The organism is Pseudomonas maumuensis (assembly GCF_019139675.1).
In the GTDB taxonomy this organism is placed as follows: Bacteria; Pseudomonadota; Gammaproteobacteria; order Pseudomonadales; family Pseudomonadaceae; genus Aquipseudomonas; species Aquipseudomonas maumuensis.
On sequence record NZ_CP077077.1, the window covers coordinates 327,603 to 341,299 of the forward strand.

14 protein-coding genes are annotated in these 13,697 nt (G+C 61.5%); 6 read left to right on the forward strand and 8 right to left on the reverse strand.

Going from position 1 to position 13,697, the window contains the following annotated elements:
- Positions 1 to 63: 63 nt before the first annotated feature.
- From choV to KSS90_RS01590, 3 genes are all read right to left on the reverse strand, one after another.
- Positions 64 to 1,242, reverse strand: a complete 1,179-nt coding sequence (gene choV / locus KSS90_RS01580) for a choline ABC transporter ATP-binding protein (RefSeq protein ID WP_102681807.1) — start codon at positions 1,240 to 1,242, stop codon at positions 64 to 66.
- Positions 1,239 to 2,087, reverse strand: coding sequence for a choline ABC transporter permease subunit (gene choW / locus KSS90_RS01585; protein WP_217869716.1), 849 nt, complete (start codon positions 2,085 to 2,087; stop codon positions 1,239 to 1,241). Before choW ends, choV begins: the two co-directional genes overlap by 4 nt.
- 81 nt (positions 2,088 to 2,168) lie before the next feature.
- Entirely contained in the window at positions 2,169 to 3,116 is a 948-nt protein-coding gene (locus tag KSS90_RS01590; protein WP_217867975.1) for a choline ABC transporter substrate-binding protein, read from the reverse strand.
- A gap of 98 nt (positions 3,117 to 3,214) precedes the next feature.
- On the opposite strand from KSS90_RS01590, the gene KSS90_RS01595 reads away from it, so the two are divergent.
- The 3 genes from KSS90_RS01595 (at position 3,215) to gbdR (ending at position 6,433) form a co-directional block, all read left to right on the forward strand.
- Positions 3,215 to 3,553, forward strand: coding sequence for a hypothetical protein (locus tag KSS90_RS01595; protein ID WP_217867976.1), 339 nt, complete (start codon positions 3,215 to 3,217; stop codon positions 3,551 to 3,553).
- 7 nt (positions 3,554 to 3,560) lie between these two features.
- A complete protein-coding gene (locus tag KSS90_RS01600; RefSeq protein WP_217867977.1) occupies positions 3,561 to 4,937 on the forward strand; it encodes an L-serine ammonia-lyase in 1,377 nt (458 codons plus the stop codon).
- Between the two features lie 389 nt (positions 4,938 to 5,326).
- On the forward strand, positions 5,327 to 6,433 hold the full coding sequence (gene gbdR, locus KSS90_RS01605) for a choline metabolism transcriptional regulator GbdR (protein ID WP_028688457.1): 1,107 nt from the start codon (positions 5,327 to 5,329) through the stop codon (positions 6,431 to 6,433).
- Positions 6,434 to 6,551: 118 nt separating this feature from the next.
- Here the strand turns inward: gbdR and KSS90_RS01610 are convergent, their stop codons facing one another.
- On the reverse strand, positions 6,552 to 6,809 hold the full coding sequence (locus KSS90_RS01610; RefSeq protein WP_217867978.1) for a hypothetical protein: 258 nt from the start codon (positions 6,807 to 6,809) through the stop codon (positions 6,552 to 6,554).
- Positions 6,810 to 7,117: 308 nt separating this feature from the next.
- Here KSS90_RS01610 and KSS90_RS01615 point away from each other — a divergent pair, with 308 nt between their 5' ends.
- Both KSS90_RS01615 and KSS90_RS01620 read left to right on the forward strand, forming a co-directional pair.
- Complete coding sequence (locus KSS90_RS01615) at positions 7,118 to 7,660, forward strand: hypothetical protein (protein WP_217867979.1); 543 nt, start codon at positions 7,118 to 7,120, stop codon at positions 7,658 to 7,660.
- Positions 7,661 to 7,775: 115 nt separating this feature from the next.
- Positions 7,776 to 9,077, forward strand: coding sequence for a zinc metalloprotease (locus KSS90_RS01620; protein ID WP_217867980.1), 1,302 nt, complete (start codon positions 7,776 to 7,778; stop codon positions 9,075 to 9,077).
- Positions 9,078 to 9,163: 86 nt separating this feature from the next.
- On the opposite strand, the gene KSS90_RS01625 is transcribed toward KSS90_RS01620, so the two are convergent.
- The 4 genes from KSS90_RS01625 to choX all read right to left on the reverse strand — a co-directional run bounded on the left by KSS90_RS01625 (position 9,164) and on the right by choX (position 12,585).
- Complete coding sequence (locus tag KSS90_RS01625; protein ID WP_217867981.1) at positions 9,164 to 9,634, reverse strand: thioesterase family protein; 471 nt, start codon at positions 9,632 to 9,634, stop codon at positions 9,164 to 9,166.
- Between the two features lie 11 nt (positions 9,635 to 9,645).
- Positions 9,646 to 10,611 carry an L-carnitine dehydrogenase gene (locus KSS90_RS01630; RefSeq protein WP_217867982.1) on the reverse strand — a complete coding sequence of 322 codons (966 nt, stop codon included), beginning with the start codon at positions 10,609 to 10,611 and terminating at the stop codon, positions 9,646 to 9,648.
- Between the two features lie 20 nt (positions 10,612 to 10,631).
- Positions 10,632 to 11,516, reverse strand: a complete 885-nt coding sequence (gene cdhC, locus KSS90_RS01635) for a 3-dehydrocarnitine:acetyl-CoA trimethylamine transferase CdhC (RefSeq protein WP_217867983.1) — start codon at positions 11,514 to 11,516, stop codon at positions 10,632 to 10,634.
- 124 nt (positions 11,517 to 11,640) lie between these two features.
- Positions 11,641 to 12,585 (reverse strand): choline ABC transporter substrate-binding protein, encoded by a 945-nt coding sequence (gene choX / locus KSS90_RS01640; RefSeq protein ID WP_102681800.1) that lies wholly within the window; start codon positions 12,583 to 12,585, stop codon positions 11,641 to 11,643.
- Positions 12,586 to 12,731: 146 nt separating this feature from the next.
- On the opposite strand from choX, the gene KSS90_RS01645 reads away from it, so the two are divergent.
- The gene (locus tag KSS90_RS01645) at positions 12,732 to 13,679 is read left to right on the forward strand and encodes a GlxA family transcriptional regulator (protein ID WP_217867984.1); all 948 of its coding nucleotides are present in this window, start codon (positions 12,732 to 12,734) and stop codon (positions 13,677 to 13,679) included.
- The last annotated feature ends 18 nt before the right edge of the window (positions 13,680 to 13,697 follow it).

Below are 13,697 nucleotides of genomic sequence, written 5' to 3' on the forward strand. Positions count from 1 at the left end.
TTGGCGCGGTTGGTGTGGGAGCCGGCTTGCCGGCGAAAGGGCCGCAACGCGGCCCCGGTTGCTTTACCCGTGATTCTTGCCGAGCAACGCGTGATACAACTCGGTATCCCCGAGTATCCCCACCACCTTGTCGTTATCCTGCAGCACCAGCTTGTTGCCGGTTTGATAACGAATCTGCAGTGCCTCGCGCATGCCGATATCGGCATGCACCACGGTCGGCCTGCGTTCCAGCAAGCCCACGTCCTGCCCCGGCGCCCAGTTCTGCATGTCCAGGCCATTCTGGCCCTGGCGTGCGCGCTTGAGCGAGCCGCCTTCGCCAAGGTCCAGCCATGAGTCGATGCCAGGGTCCAGGCACACCGAACCGTTGACCCGCCGGCAATTGTCCAGGCTGCGCATCAGGCTGCGCCCGCACAGCACATTCAATGGGTTGGTGTGGGCGACGAAGGTGCGCACGTACTCATCGGCCGGGTTGAGCACGATCTCTTCCGGCTTGCTGTACTGGATAATGCGTCCGTCCTTCATGATGGCGATGCGGCTGCCCAGTTTCAGCGCCTCGTCCAGGTCGTGGCTGACGAACACGATGGTCTTGCTCAGCTTGCTCTGCAGGGCCAGCAGTTCGTCCTGCAGGCCCTGGCGGATCAGTGGGTCGAGGGCCGAGAACGGCTCGTCCATCAACAGGATATCGGCGTCCATCGCCAGCGCCCGGGCCAGGCCCACGCGCTGCTGCATGCCGCCGGAGAGTTCGTCCGGTTTCTTGTTGCGCCACTGGGTCAGGCCCACCAGCTCGAGCTTTTCATCCACCAGCTTGCGCCGTTCCTTCTCCGGCCGGCCCTGCATCTCTAGGCCGAAGCTGATGTTCTCGCGCACCGTCAGCCAGGGCATCAGGGCGAACTTCTGGAACACCATGGCGATGCGCTTGGTGCGCATCATCTTCAGCTCTGCCGGGGTGCAGTGGGCGATGTCGATGTGCTTGCCTTCGTGCTCGACGAACAGCTTGCCGCGGCTCACGGTGTTGAGGCCGTTGATGCAGCGCAACAGGCTGGACTTGCCCGAGCCGGACAGGCCCATCAGCACACAGATCTCGCCCTTGTTGATGTCCAGGTTGGCCTTTTCGACGCCGACCACCAGGCCCGTCTGCTTGAGGATCTGCTCACGGGTCTGGCCTTGGTCTAGCAGGGCCAGCGCTTCGCGCGGCTTGCTGGAGAAGATGACGTCGACGTCTTCGAAACGAATGATGCTCATGCCTCACCCCTTACCGGCAGCTCCGGTTGCTTGCAGATACGGTCGAGCATGATCGCCAGCAGCACGATGGCCAGGCCCGCTTCGAAGCCCAGGGAGATATCGGCGGTGTTCAGTGCGTTGACCACGGGTTTGCCCAGGCCGTCGGCGCCGACCAGGGCGGCGATCACCACCATCGACAGCGACAGCATGATGCATTGCGTCACCCCGGCGGCGATGCTCGGCATGGCGTGTGGTAGTTCGATGCGGGTCAGCAGTTGGCGGCGCGAGCAGCCGAAGGCCTTGCCGGCGTCCATCAGCTCCTGCGGCACGTCGCAGATGCCCAGATAAGTGAGGCGGATGGGCGCGGCGATGGCGAACACCACGGTGGAGATCAGCCCCGGCACCACGCCCAGGCCGAACAGGGTCAGGGTCGGGATCAGGTAGACGAAGGTGGGCACGGTCTGCATCAGGTCCAGCACCGGGCGCATGGCGGTATAGAACATCGGTTTGTGCGCCGCGGCGATGCCCAGCGGCACGCCGATGACCACGCAGACCACCGTAGCGAAGGTGACCTGCGCCAGGGTTTCCATGGTTTCCTGCCAGTAGCCCAGGTTGAGGATCAGCAGGAACGACAGGGCGACGAAGACGGTGAGCGCCCATTTGCGCTGAATCAGGTGCGCGAGGGCGGCGAACAGGGCGATGAGCACGAATGGGTTGAACCAGGTCAGGGTGCTGGTGACCCCATGGATCATGAATTCCAGGCCTGCGGCGATGGCGTCGAAGTAACTGGCGCCATTCTGGGTCAACCATTCGACGAATGAGGCGATGTACTGCCCCAGGGGTATTTTCTGATCGATAAGCATGATAGCGAGCTTCCACCTGCAAAGATTGAAATCAGTTCGGGGTGGGCACGGTCCCACCCCGCGGTGTTGCCATGGCGTCTTGCGTTATTGCGTCAGTTTGGCCTTGGCCGCCTCAAGGCCGGGTTTGCCGTCCACGGTGGTCACGCCGGCGAGCCAGGCGTCGAGCTTGCCGGGGTTATCCTTCAGCCATTTTTTCGCGGCCGCCTCGGGCTTCATCTTGTCGTCCAGGACATAGCCCATCATGGTGCTTTCATCCTTGAGCTCGAACGACAGGTTCTTCAACAGCTGGCCAACGTTGCCGCATTCCTGCGCGTAGCCCTTGCGGGTGTTGGTCAATACGGTGGCCTTGCCGAAGTCGGGACCGAAGTAGGCGTCCCCGCCGGTCAGGTACTGCATCTTGAAGCGGGTGTTCATCGGGTGCGGCTCCCAGCCGAGGAAGACGATCGCGTCTTCGCGCTTCTGCGCCCGGTCGACCTGCGCCAGCATGCCCGCCTCGCTGGACTGCACGATCTGGAAGCCGGCGTCCTTCAGGCCGAAGGCGTTGTCGTCGATCATCTTCTGGATGGTGCGGTTGCCATCGTTGCCCGGCTCGATGCCGTAGATCTTGCCCTTGAGCTCCTGCTTGAACTTGGGAATGTCGGCGAAGTCCTTCAAGCCCTTGTCATACAAAGCCTGGGGCACGGCCAAGGTGTACTTGGCGTTTTCCAGGTTGGCGCGCACGGTCTCGACGGTACCGGCATCGCGGTACTGCTTGATGTCGTTCTCCATGGTCGGCATCCAGTTGCCGAGAAACACGTCCAGGTCCTTGCCGGTGGCCAGCGACTTGTAGGTCACCGGTACCGAGATCATGGTGGTGTGGGTCTTGTAGCCCAGGGCTTCGAGCACGACGCTGGTGGTGGCGGTGGTGACCGTGATGTCGGTCCATCCGACATCGGAGAAACGCACCAATTGACACTGCTCGGGTTCGGCGGCCTGGGCCAGCAGTGGAGCGGACAGCAACGCGACCAGCAACAGCTTGGGTACACCTTTCATGGATGGACTCCTGTGATTTTATCTTCGGGTTCGCGTGGGGCGCCGGGCGTTCTCAGGGCTCCGGTCGACCAGGCCTGCAGAGGGCAGGATGCGAGGCCGTGCAATACGAGTCGCTTTCGATAATCCTCCAGCGTTCGGCAATCGCCTACTGGTGGCGTCGTATCCAGTACAGGACGGGTCGTATCCAGTACGGACGATGTCGTAACTGGATTTTTCCACCCCCTTACCTCGGTTTTTGCGTCGCCCTGCCGCTGGAAAACGGCGCACGAATGGCCCGTGCAGCGGCGGCGCTGCTGGACAAAAGTACGTCGGTTGCAGACGGCGAGGGGCTGGGCAAAAGCCCGATGATGCGAGCATTCAAGGCGGCTCGACTGATTCAGCCTAGCAGTTGCTCCGCCCTGCGCCTGGCGCGCAGAGACAAGCCCAGCAAGAGGTGATTCGACAATGGCCATCAGCGTGTTCGACCTGTTCAAGATCGGTGTCGGGCCTTCCAGCTCGCACACCGTCGGCCCCATGCGCGCCGGTGCGCTGTTCGTCCAGGGGCTGCGTGAGCGCGGCGAGCTGGAGCGGGTGCGGCGTATCGAAGTGAGGCTGTATGGCTCGCTGTCGGCCACCGGCGTCGGCCATGGCACCGACAACGCCACGATCATGGGCCTGATGGGCGAATGGCCGGACGCCATCGATCCCAGCCAGATCACCCCACGCATCGCCGACCTGCGCGAAACCAACGTGCTCAAGCTCGACAACCGCCTGCTCATCGAGTTCGTCTGGGCCCGCGACATGCTGCTGCTGGACGAGAACCTGCCGTACCACCCCAATGCCATGACCCTGATTGCCGAAGGCGAGGCGGGCGAGCTGCACCGCGACACCTATTACTCGGTGGGTGGAGGCTTCGTGGTCGATGCCGCCCAGGCCGCCAGTGGCGTGCTGGACGCCGACCAGACCGTGCTGCCCTACGACTTCGACAGCGCTGCCGAACTGCTGCGCCTGTGCAAGCAAAACGACCTGCGCGTGTCGCAATTGATGCTGAAGAACGAAAAGGTCTGGCGCAGCGAAGCCGAGATCCGCGCCGGCCTGCTAAAGCTCTGGCAAGCCATGCAGGAGTGCGTGAACAACGGCCTCAAACATGAAGGCATCCTGCCCGGCGGGCTCAATGTGCGCCGTCGCGCCGCCCGCCTGCACCGCAGCCTGCAGGAGCTGGGCAAGCCCAACGTGATCGGCTCGACCATGAGCGCCATGGAGTGGGTCAACCTGTTCGCCCTGGCGGTCAACGAAGAGAACGCCGCTGGCGGGCGCATGGTCACCGCGCCCACCAACGGCGCGGCGGGCATCATCCCGGCGGTGTTGCACTACTACATGCGTTTCTCCGATGCGGTGGATGAGTCCAACGTGGTGGACTTCTTCCTCGGCGCGGCTGCCGTGGGCATCCTGTGCAAGAAGAACGCCTCGATCTCCGGCGCCGAGGTTGGTTGCCAGGGCGAGGTCGGTTCGGCCTGCGCCATGGCTGCCGCGGGCTTGGCCGAAGTGCTTGGCGCTACCCCGGCGCAGCTGGAGAACGCCGCCGAGATCGCCCTGGAACACAACCTTGGCCTGACCTGCGACCCGGTCGGTGGCCTGGTGCAGGTCCCATGCATCGAGCGCAACGCCATCGCCGCGGTAAAGGCGATCAATGCCGTGCAAATGGCCCTGCGCGGTGACGGCGAACACTTCATCTCGTTGGACCAGGTGATTCGCACCATGCGCGACACTGGCGCCGACATGCATGACAAGTACAAGGAAACCTCTCGTGGGGGCCTGGCGGTCAGCGTCATCGAGTGCTGATGCGCTGTTCTGGCCCACACGTGACCGATGCGCCACATTCTGGCGCAGCGGTTGTCATCTACCGGCCGTCGCCTGTCGTTACCAGCAGGGTCGTTGTCGGTGACACTCAAGTCTGTCGCATCTGGGCAACCTTCCCACAAGTGCTACCGAATTGCTCAGAGCTGACACGCAAGGGCGCTGGCGCGCCCGTTTGCGTTTGACCTGACGCTCATCACCCAGGCCGCTGGAAGGCGCATGCCGACGTCGTTTTTGGGTTTTATTGGATGAGCGTTCAATTTCAGGCATGCCATTTGCGTTGAGATTGGCAAAGCCCCTGCATACGAAACGGGGCCATTACAAGAACAGTGCTCGCCTGAGGCACACCCTGCATTGTGTGAGGAGAAATCGCGATGACGTCGTACACCTCCGGGACCCCAACCCAGAACCGCACAGCACCCCAGTCCATTGGTTTTCTCCTGCTGGATAACTTCACCCTCATCTCCTTGGCATCCGCGGTCGAACCGCTGCGTATGGCCAACCAGCTGTCGGGCCGCGAGCTGTACCGCTGGCACACCCTGACCGTCGACGGTGGCCAGGTCTGGGCCAGCGATGGCTTGCAGATCACCCCCGATGCGGCCATGCACAGCGCTCCGCCGATCGACACCGTGATCGTCTGCGGTGGCGTCGGCATCCAACGCACCGTCACCCGTGAGCACGTCACCTGGCTGCAGGCCCAGGCCCGTCAGTCGCGCCGCCTGGGCGCGGTGTGTACCGGCAGCTGGGCATTGGCCTGCGCCGGGCTGCTCGACGGCTTCGATTGCAGCGTGCATTGGGAATGCCTGGCGGCGATGCAGGAGGCCTACCCGCGGGTGAACATGAGCACCCGCCTGTTCACCCTCGACCGCAACCGCTTCACCAGCTCCGGTGGCACCGCGCCGCTGGACATGATGCTGCACCTGATCAGCCGCGACCATGGCCGCGAGCTGTCGGCGGCGATCTCCGAGATGTTCGTCTACGAGCGCATCCGCAACGAGCAAGACCACCAGCGGGTACCGCTCAAGCACATGCTCGGCACCAACCAGCCGAAGCTGCAGGAAATCGTCGCGCTGATGGAGGCCAACCTCGAGGAGCCGATCGACCTCGACGAACTGGCGGTCTATGTGGCGGTGTCACGGCGCCAGCTGGAGCGCCTGTTCCAGAAGTACCTGCACTGCTCGCCGTCGCGCTACTACCTCAAGCTGCGGTTGATCCGCGCCCGGCAACTGCTCAAGCAGACGCCGATGTCGATTATCGAGGTGGCCTCGGTGTGCGGGTTCGTCTCTACACCGCACTTCTCCAAGTGCTACCGCGAGTATTTCGGAATTCCGCCGCGTGACGAGCGGGTTGGTTCGAATACCACCCAGCAGGTGGCGATGATGCCGATCCCGCAGGCCATGGCGCTGTCACCGCACAGTGGGCCGATGGCGGCGCTGAGCCAGGCGCGCAACGAGTCGACGTTTGCCAGCGTGCGTTTGTAGCAGGCATAGCACTCTCCTGAAAACGGGCTTGCCCGCGATAGTGTCGGCAGGGGCAACGTCGCTGCCTGATCGGACGCTATCGCGGGGCATGCTCCCTCCCACAGGTACAGCGCCCACCTCAGGCGCGCTTGTTGTACTGCGCCAGCGCTGGCAAAAGCTGCTTGTCGATGGCTTGGCGAACCGCCGGCAGGATCGTCGCACTGCCGGTGTACATCTGTTCCACCATGCCCTTGAGCGCTCGCGCGTTAGGCTCGGTAAGCCCCCGTACCACGACTTCGCACGCCTCTTCGGCACTGGCACCGGCCGGAATGTCGAAGCCTCGTGAGCGCAATTGACCTAACAGGTCGTCCTGGTCGATCAGATCCGCATGCATCATGGCTGTTGTCCTTTGCTCGTGGTGTTCAAGATCGATTCTGGGACGACAGCGCCAGGGGCGGCAAGGGTAGATTGTCGCGATGGCCGCTTTGGCTAAGAACAGGTCGTTTACGGCTAAATCGGACGGAGGCGAAGGACGCACACTGAAGTCATTCACGGCACCGAGGGCTTGGTCACCCTCACTTCATGCACAGTGGATGTTGCTCGCTCTTGATCCCGGAAGCTCACGGCTTTCCGGGATTTTTTTTGTTGCCTGGCTAAGGCACCTAGTAATTCTGTCAGTTGCTGACGGGGTGTCGATGGAGTCTTATGAAGCCGCGTGCAGTATCGATGAAAGGTGGGGTCGATACGGGCGGTGTTGTAAGTCATCAAAGACAGGGGAATAAAATGCATAAGATTTATAAGGCGGTACTCTGTGTTGGTCTACCTATTATCCTTTCGGCATGTGCTACAAAATCCGCTGTGGACGAGTCTCCGACTGCGAATAATTTGGTAGTTGGTTTTAGTAAATACAAGTATGGGGCAGGTGGATCCGAGTGTGCGGTCTACGTGCCTGATAACGGGACTGCGCCAGTATGCAAGGAGGCGCTGGATAACATGGAAGGAATCACTTCGTTAATTTTACATCAATGGCAGGGAGCCCGCATTGTTTGTTTTCGGACAGCGCAGGATCGGGACGCATTCTGCCTGCAGGGAGTTCTTCCAGATAACAGCATGAGAGAACGAATTGTTGCGGATATCAATTTTTTGACGGGTTATCCTGAGTTCCTTGATCCTTTAACGGCTAATAGAGTGGTTCCAATTTCATTCAAGGACGTCGTCAAGATTCAGAGCTGGAGGTTTGAAAATTGAATTGCTTGCCAGCTTCATGTCAGGGTGCATCCTGCGTAGTATTTAGTGATCTTGGGTTAGGTTAGATTTTGCTCTGCGGAGTACGTATTCGATGTATCGATTCAAGGAGAGTGATATGGCTATTCAGCGATGCTTGCCGTTATGCTTTGTTTTTTTCGGGGTTCTCTTGCTATCGGCTTGTAAAGTGCATGACCACTCGAAGGCCTCATCGGTGAACGATGAACCTAGGCTCTTTGAGATCAAGCAACCCATGGACCTCCAGCGTTTGTCGACCCAGGCTTCCAGCGATCCAGACGAAATTTTTCTGAAGGCGCTGCAGGGTTCGGCTGCTATAAAAGACGCACGATTTATCGATATCGATCCGGCCCTGGTGAAGGCGGGAACCAGTCGGCTGTCGGTGCCACTGCCGAACGGGAAAACCGTCACGTTCCAGCGGCGGCATGTTCATGAGGAGGGTGGCGATATCGCGTACTGGTATGGCGATATTGTGTCTGATCGCAAGCTACTCTACCCGTCCCCAAGCGAAGTTGAAATAGACCCGACCAGTCAAATGATACTGATGCGCCAAGGGCAGCGCCTGAATGGGACGATCTCTCTTCCCGGCCAGCGCTATCGCTTGGAGAATGCTGGCAATGGTCGACATACTATCCTTACGCTGGGTGCAAGCAACTTAGTATGTGAACCTATAGAGGGTTTGTCAGGAAGAAATGATGAACGCTCAGGCGGCGCTCCACCGCCCAAAGCGCGCAGTACTATTCGGGTCATGTTCGCGAGTACGGAGGAGGCGCGTGCAGCTTATCCTAATAGTCTTGAGGGAAGACTCAAGTGGCTGTTGTGGCAGGTTTCTACAAACTTCCAGAATAGTAACGTCGATGTCGAGTTTGAGTACGCCGGCTATATGCCGTTGGACCTCAGTGAACAGAGCTTTAATTTGAATCTAGACAAATTACTGGCCGAGATTCGCGGGCCAAACACAGATCTCGCAAAAAAAGTGGCTGCCGTCAGAGAGTCGAATCGGGCTGATTTGGTGCTCACTGCGGGTCTATTCACTCTCGCTGCTGGCAAGGCCCCCATCGGAGTCAGAAAGACGACGGCATTTAGTCTATTCTCTATAACTCATCAAGGCGATGCTCTCTCGAATCAAATAGGACATATGTTTGGGGCGCGGCATACCTGGAAGGATGGAAGCCCGCCGCCGCCGGGGGCTCCTTACGCTTTCGCACATGAGTTACGCGTGAATAACGCTAAGTATCGTACGATAATGGGTATTTTCGATGGCAGTGATCATTATGAGCTCAATCAGTTCTCTGATCCCACTGTCACCTTCGGGGGTATCCCGCTGGGAACGAAAGAGCACAGTGACACCGTTCGTCTGTTCAATGAGGTGCGTGATGAAATCGCCAATTTCTATCCTTAAATTTTAATATGCTGGTTGTTTTTCTCCGCTTTGTATAAGAAGGCATATCGACAGTTGATATGCCTTCTTTTTTCGATCAGGCATATTTACTTATGCATACCAATGGTCCGCCCCAGGTAGGCCGGAACCGTTTGGTTATCCTGCCCATCGACCAAGGTTTCCAGTTGCGCGAGGGTGCCTGCCGCAAACGGCGCAGACTTGGGCCCGGCCATGTCCACATGCACTAGCATTTGCTCGCTGGCGGCGAGCGCTTCATCAAAATCTTTCCTGTGCAAGCTGTGGTAAAGGTGCAGACGCTTGTTATCGAAGCCGATGATGTGTGTCTGCACCTCTACTTCAGTATCGAGTTTCACCTCGTGCAGGTAGTTGATGTGCGCCTCCAGGGTGAACAACGAATGCCCGCTCTGGCCCCGGGCATCGGCATCCAGGCCGATACGTTCCATCAGTGCGTCGGTGGCGTAGCTGAAGATCAGCAGGTAATAGGCGTCGCGCAGGTGGCCGTTGTAGTCGACCCAGTCCGGCAGCACCGGCGTGCGGTAGGTGATCAGTGCGGGCATCGTCGTCTCCTCTAGTCGCCGAAGGCCATGCCGTGGCTGGCCTTGCTGCTTTTCACCGCGTCCAGCACCGCCAGCAGTGTGTCATCACGATAGCGCTCCAGCGCGGCGATGCTGCGCTCGCCCAGTTGTTCGGCGGTGCCTTCGACCACATCGTCGATCAGTTTTTCGGTCAGCTCCGGCGCAGGCAGATAGGTCCAGGGCAGCTTCAACGCCGGCCCGAATTGGGCCATGAAGTGGCGCATGCCTGCATCGCCACCAGCCAGGGTATAAGTGAGGAAGGTCCCCATGAACGACCAGCGCAAACCGGCGCCAAAGCGAATCGCGTCGTCGATCTCGCCGGTGCTGGCGACGCCGTCGTTGACCAGGTGCAGGGCTTCGCGCCAGAGCGCTTCGAGCAGGCGGTCGGCGATGAAACCGGGGACCTCCTTGCGCACGTGCAGCGGGCGCATGCCCAGGCTGGTGTAAATGACTTTCGCGGCTTCGATGGCCTCGGCGCTGGTGTTACGGCCACCGACGATTTCCACCAATGGCAGCAGGTACACCGGGTTGAACGGGTGCCCCACTACGCAGCGTTCGGGGTGGGTCGCCGACTCGTAGAACTCGCTGGGCAGCAGCCCCGAGGTGCTGGAGCCGATGATTGCGTCGGGCTTGGCGGCGGCGCTGATCTTCGCGTGCAGGTCGAGTTTGAGGTCCAGACGTTCGGGGGCGCTCTCCTGAATGAAGTCGGCGCCGCGCACGCATTCCTCGATAGTGCTCACGAACCTCAGACGATCTTGCGATGCGCCGGGTGCCAAGCCTTGTTTTTGCAGGGCCGGCCAGGCATTGGTGATGCGTTTGCGCAGTGCGGTCTCGGCACCTGGGGCAGGGTCCCAGGCAATCACGTCCAGGCCGTGGGCCAGGGCACGCGCGACCCAGCCGCTGCCGATCACGCCACTACCCAGGGCGGCGAAGGTCTTGATGTCGGTGATGAAAGGCATATCTGGCTCCTACGGGGATATTAGCGGTGCTTGAGGTTCATCTTTTCCCGGCCTTCAGCCGGGGTGAGCACGCGGCCACCCATGCGGGTGATGATCTCGGCGGCCCGCTCGACCAGTTGACCGTTGCTGGCCAGCACGCCACGGTCCAGGTACAGGTTGTCTTCCAGCCCGACCCGCACATTGCCGCCAAGCAGCACCGCCTGGGCAGCCATCGGCATCTGCATGCGACCAATGCCGAAACCGGCCCAGGTAACGTCGGCAGGCAGGTTGTCGACCATGGCCTTCATGGTGGTGGTGTCGGCCGGGGCGCCCCACGGGATGCCCAGGCACAGCTGGAACAGCGGGTCTTGCAGCAGGCCTTCCTTGATCATCTGTTTGGCGAACCACAGGTGGCCGGTATCGAAGATCTCCAGCTCCGCCTTCACGCCTAGCTCGGTGATGCGCTTGGCGCCAGCACGCAGTTGGGCGGGGGTGGAGACATAGATGGCGTTGCCATCGCCGAAGTTGAGGGTGCCGCAGTCCAGGGTGCAGATTTCCGGCAGCAGTGCCTCGACATGGGCCAGGCGCTCCAGCGGGCCGATCAGGTCGGTGCCTGGGCCGAACTCCATGGGCGATTCGCCGGGACCGATCTCCAGGTCGCCGCCCATGCCGGCGGTGAGATTGACGATGATGTCGACGTCGGCCTCGCGGATGCGTTCCATCACTTCGCGGTAGAGGTTGACGTCGCGGCTGAAGCGGCCGGTCTGCGGGTCGCGAACGTGGCAGTGGACCACCGTGGCACCGGCCTTGGCGGCTTCGACGGCGGACTCGGCAATCTGTTTCGGGGTGACCGGGACCAGGTGGCTCTTGGCTACGGTGTCGCCGGCACCGGTGAGGGCGCAGGTGATGATGACGTCGTGGTTCATTGATCAGTTCCTTATGGTGTCTTTGCTGGCCCTATCGCCGGCAAGCCGGCTCCCACAGGGTTGGCGATGAACCCTGGCCGTGTGGATGTTCCGTGGGAGCTGGCTTGCCAGCGATGAGGCCGTGTCAGTTGGCGGTGAGCTTGAGGTTGTCCGCGGCTGGTTTGCCGTCGAAGGTGGTCACCCCGTCAAGCCAGCGGGCCTTGTCCTCGGGGTGGTCCTTGAGCCACTGGCGTGCGGATTCCAGCGCGTCCTTGTGGTCGAGCAGCGGCTGCATCATGCGGCTCTCGTCTTCGGCGCTGAAGCTCAGGTTGGCCAGCAGGCGGTGGGCGTTGGGGCAGCGCTGGGCGTAGTCCGGTGCGGTCACCGTCCACACCGTGGCGCGGCCCTCGTCCGGGCCGAGGGCGTCCTGGCTGTCGCCGAGGTAGACCATGTCGATGTTCACGTTCATCGGGTGCGGCGCCCAGCCGAAGAACACCACCGCCTCCTTGCGCCGCACGGCGCGGTCGACGGCGGCGAGCATGCCGGCCTCGCTGGACTCGACCAGCTGGAACTTGCCCAGGTCGAACTGGTTCTTGCTGATCATCGCCTTGATTTGGGTGTTGGCGCCGGAGCCGGGCTCGATGCCGTAGAGTTTGCCGCCGAGCTCCTTGTGGAACTTGTGGATGTCGGCGAACGTCTTCAGGCCCTTGTCGGCCAGGTACTTCGGCACGGCGAGGGTGGCACGGGCGTCTTCCAGGCTGGGCTTGTCGAGCACCTTGACCTGGCCGGCCTGGACGAACGGCGTGATGGTCTGGGTCATGATCGGGTTCCAGTACCCGAGGAACATGTCCAGGCGCTTGTCGCGGATACCGGCGAAGATGATCTGCTGCGAGGCGCTGGTCTGCTTGGTCTGGTAACCCAGGCCATCGAGCAGCACCTGGGCCATGGCGCTGGTGGCGATCACATCGGTCCAGTTGACCACGCCCAGGCGCACGTCCTTGCAGGCGGCGGGTTCGGCGGCAAAAAGCGGAGTAGCTACGGTAGTGCTGAGCGCGAGGGACAACAGGCTGCGGCGGATAAAGCGATGCATGGTGGCTCTCCATCGGCAGTGCGTATTGTTATCGGTTCTGGCCTCTGCGGGCCGTGAGAACACGCTACGCTGGCGGCAGGGTGGAAAATCGCACCCTGGCGACCAACACTTGCACGGAGGCGACCACCTTTGCCGCGGAGCATGCGATGCCGGAAACCATAGACTTCCTGTTGCTGCCAGGCTTTTCCGCCATGGGCTTCATCAGCGCCATCGAGCCGCTGCGCGTGGCCAATCGCTTTCGTGGCCCGCTGTACCGCTGGCGCGTGCTGAGCCTGGACGGTGAGGCGGTGCAGGCCAGCAATGGCATGTCGGTGAATGCCGACGGTGCGCTGGGGGAGGGTGAACACGGGCGCCTGCTGCTGCTGGTGGCCGGTTTCGAGCCGCTGGCGTGCTATGGGTTGAAGTTGCAGCACATGCTGCGTCGTCTCGACCATGAGGACGTGGTGCTGGGCGGGATCGACACCGGCGCCATGGTACTGGCCGAGGCCGGCCTGCTCGATGGTCACCGGGCCACCCTGCATTGGGAGGCGCTGGACGCGTTCAAGGAGCGCTATCCACGCCTGCAGGCAACCCAGGAGCTGTTCGAGATCGACCGCCGACGCATCACCTGCGCCGGCGGCACGGCCTCCATCGACCTGATGCTCGACCTGATCGCCCAGGCCCATGGCAGCGAGCTGGCGGTGCAGGTGTCCGAACAGTTCGTGCTCGGGCGCATACGTCCGCGTCAAGATCACCAGCGGATGCAGATAGCCACCCGTTATGGCTTGCGCAACAAGAAGCTGGTGAGGGTGATCGGCGAGATGGAGCGCAACACCGAATTGCCGTTGAACACCCAGGTGCTGGCCGATGGGGTGCAGGTGACACGGCGGCAGTTGGAGCGGCTGTTCCGCCTGCACCTGGATGACACGCCCAGTGGCTTTTACCTGCGTCTGCGCCTGGAGAAGGCCCGGCAGCTGTTGCGCCAGACCGACATGAGCGTGCTGGAGGTGGCGGTGGCGTGCGGGTTCGAGTCGGCGTCGTACTTCACCCGTTGCTACCGGGCGCGGTTCGAGCGGTGCCCGCGGGAGGATCGGCGGGTGGCGGTAGTGTCATGATGTGAACATGTGTGTTGC

What these genes read in the sequence shown, in the direction of transcription:
- cdhC (WP_217867983.1), bottom strand. Translation starts at nt 11,516, where the DNA reads ATGAACCACGACGTCATCATCACCTGCGCCCTCACCGGTGCCGGCGAC.
- KSS90_RS01630 (WP_217867982.1), bottom strand. Translation starts at nt 10,611, where the DNA reads ATGCCTTTCATCACCGACATCAAGACCTTCGCCGCCCTGGGTAGTGGC.
- KSS90_RS01620 (WP_217867980.1), top strand. Translation starts at nt 7,776, where the DNA reads ATGGCTATTCAGCGATGCTTGCCGTTATGCTTTGTTTTTTTCGGGGTT.
- KSS90_RS01625 (WP_217867981.1), bottom strand. Translation starts at nt 9,634, where the DNA reads ATGCCCGCACTGATCACCTACCGCACGCCGGTGCTGCCGGACTGGGTC.
- KSS90_RS01615 (WP_217867979.1), top strand. Translation starts at nt 7,118, where the DNA reads ATGAAGCCGCGTGCAGTATCGATGAAAGGTGGGGTCGATACGGGCGGT.
- choV (WP_102681807.1), bottom strand. Translation starts at nt 1,242, where the DNA reads ATGAGCATCATTCGTTTCGAAGACGTCGACGTCATCTTCTCCAGCAAG.
- gbdR (WP_028688457.1), top strand. Translation starts at nt 5,327, where the DNA reads ATGACGTCGTACACCTCCGGGACCCCAACCCAGAACCGCACAGCACCC.
- KSS90_RS01590 (WP_217867975.1), bottom strand. Translation starts at nt 3,116, where the DNA reads ATGAAAGGTGTACCCAAGCTGTTGCTGGTCGCGTTGCTGTCCGCTCCA.
- KSS90_RS01645 (WP_217867984.1), top strand. Translation starts at nt 12,732, where the DNA reads ATGCCGGAAACCATAGACTTCCTGTTGCTGCCAGGCTTTTCCGCCATG.
- choX (WP_102681800.1), bottom strand. Translation starts at nt 12,585, where the DNA reads ATGCATCGCTTTATCCGCCGCAGCCTGTTGTCCCTCGCGCTCAGCACT.
- KSS90_RS01600 (WP_217867977.1), top strand. Translation starts at nt 3,561, where the DNA reads ATGGCCATCAGCGTGTTCGACCTGTTCAAGATCGGTGTCGGGCCTTCC.
- KSS90_RS01610 (WP_217867978.1), bottom strand. Translation starts at nt 6,809, where the DNA reads ATGATGCATGCGGATCTGATCGACCAGGACGACCTGTTAGGTCAATTG.